Origin of the sequence: Sphingopyxis sp. (assembly GCF_036402335.1) — a bacterium.
Lineage (GTDB): Bacteria > Pseudomonadota > Alphaproteobacteria > Sphingomonadales > Sphingomonadaceae > Sphingopyxis.
On the sequence record NZ_DASWTD010000464.1, the window covers coordinates 1 to 2,093 of the forward strand.

Genomic DNA, 2,093 nt, shown 5'->3' on the forward strand with positions numbered 1-2,093 from the left:
ATCTTGCGGAAGCTCTCGCCGGTCCGCTTGATCACCTCGCTGCCGACCGCCGCCTTCACCGTGGCATTTCTGGGTTGCCCGCTGAGCACGCCCATTTCGCCGAAGAAGCTGCCCGCGGGCAGGTAGCGGAGGAAGATCGGCTTGCCGCCGATATCCTTCTCGACGACCATCGACCCCGACCGGATGACGTAGACATCGTCGCCCTGCTCGCCCTCGGTCAACACGATCTTGCCCGCCGGCACGCGCTCGACCTCGGCCGTATCGACGACCTCCGCCAGATCCTGAACGGTCAGCCCGCCCTTGAATATCTGGAGCAGCTGGCGTTCGAGCGAGATGCGGTTGATCACGCGTTTTGCGCCCGGCACCGCCGCCATCAGTTTGAGCGCGGCGGTGCGCGACACCTCGACGAAGATGCTGTCCTCGCCCGCGCGGATCGTCGCGCCGCGCTTTCGGCCCGAGATCAACCCGACCTCGCCAAAGATCGAGCCTTGCTCGATCGGCACCGTGACGCCGGGGCCGACCTCGACCTCGGCATGGCCGTCGGCAATCGCGAACAGCGACGATCCCGGCTCGCCCTTTTCGAACACCACGTCGCCCTTGCGATAAAAGGCTACCTTCGAATCGAGCATGAACTCGCGCATCTGAAGCGGCGAGACGTCACCGAAGATGGTGGCCCGCTTGCGCAGATATTCCAGCCATTCGCTCACCGACTTCTTTTCCGGTAACCCAGCGAATATCGCCGCCAGATCCTTTTCGTCGGCCGGGGTCAGGCCACTGTTGCCATTGATGAACTCGACGACGTCATAGCCCTGGTTCATGCAATGCTTGATCAGCGGATAGCCCGCGAGCGCGCCGATGACATAGAGGCCGGGGACCGTCGTCTCGAAGGTCGGCGACAGCTTGGGAAAGGCCTCACGGTCGGGGCCGGTAAACTCGATCCCCATCGACTCGACGAACCCGCGCGGCGCAACCGACCCGAGGCGCGCGACGATCACGTCGCATTCGATCTTTTCCTCGCCCGTCGGGGTTTCGAGCGTCAGCCAGCCGGGCTCGACCTTCTTCGGCTGCGTCTCGGTGCGGATCGACATGAAGCCGTTCTCGCCCGCCTCGGTCATATCGGCGACATTCTTCGCCTTGGCGCGCGCGAAATCCTTCGAGCGGTTGAGGATGGTGACGGTGTTTTCGAGCGCCTCCTCGGCGACGCCGAGCGCATTCTCGATCCCCGCGTCGCCCGACCCGACGACGGTGATATGCCTGTCCTTGAAATCCTCGGGATCGTCGACCTGATAGATGATGTGCGGCAGGTCGGCGCCCTCGCAGCGCATCCGGTTCGGATTGCCCTGCGTGCCGATCGCCAGCACGATATTCTCGGCGTGGAAGACGTCGCCCCTGGCGGTCTTGATCGCGAACGCACCCTTCGCGCCGGTCACTTCGGCGACTTCGGCGTGATACGCGACATTCACCTTGTTGTTTGCGGCGTCCTCGTCCCAGTTGCCGAGAATATATTCACGCGCGCCCTCGGCGAAGCGGCAGTCGGAACGGAGATCAAGCCGTTCGGGCGTCGCGAGCACGCGCTTGCCCTTCTGATATTTGAAAATCGTGTCCGACAGATGGTCGGTCTTTTCGAGCAATATGTGGCTGAGCCCGAGCTGCGCGGCGCGCGATGCGGCGCTGAGCCCCGCTGGCCCCGACCCGATGATCGCGACCTTCACGCGATCAAGGGGGACCGGATCGCTCATGCACGCACCGGCAGGCGGCGCTGGCCATCATATTGGTCACCGGCCGAGATGCTGACGAACGCGCGCACGGGCATCCTTCCCCCCTCTCGCCAGCCCCCCGGCGATTTCATAACGGATGCGACCCGGACTTATGTCCTGGACGCAAAGCTATGCCCCTGAAAGCGAGCCAAGGTCAACCGGAGAGGCAGAACTGCGAGACGTTCGCAGCTCGCGACGTTCCGAGGCTCCCCACTGACAGCAAACGACCGGTTGCGGACAGTTGAGTGTGCACCCCGGCGAAAGCCGGGGCCCAGAATTCCAACACTAACCTTGCGCTTTTCCGCACTGGGCCCCGGCTTTCGCCGGGGTGCACAA

General features: G+C 63.9%; 1 protein-coding gene. It reads right to left on the bottom strand.

Going from position 1 to position 2,093, the window contains the following annotated elements:
• Window positions 1-1,739 (bottom strand): NAD(P)-binding domain-containing protein (locus tag VGD20_RS15085; RefSeq protein ID WP_331135231.1); only part of this gene is annotated, 1,739 nt, incomplete at its 3' end.
• Window positions 1,740-2,093: the final 354 nt, after the last annotated feature.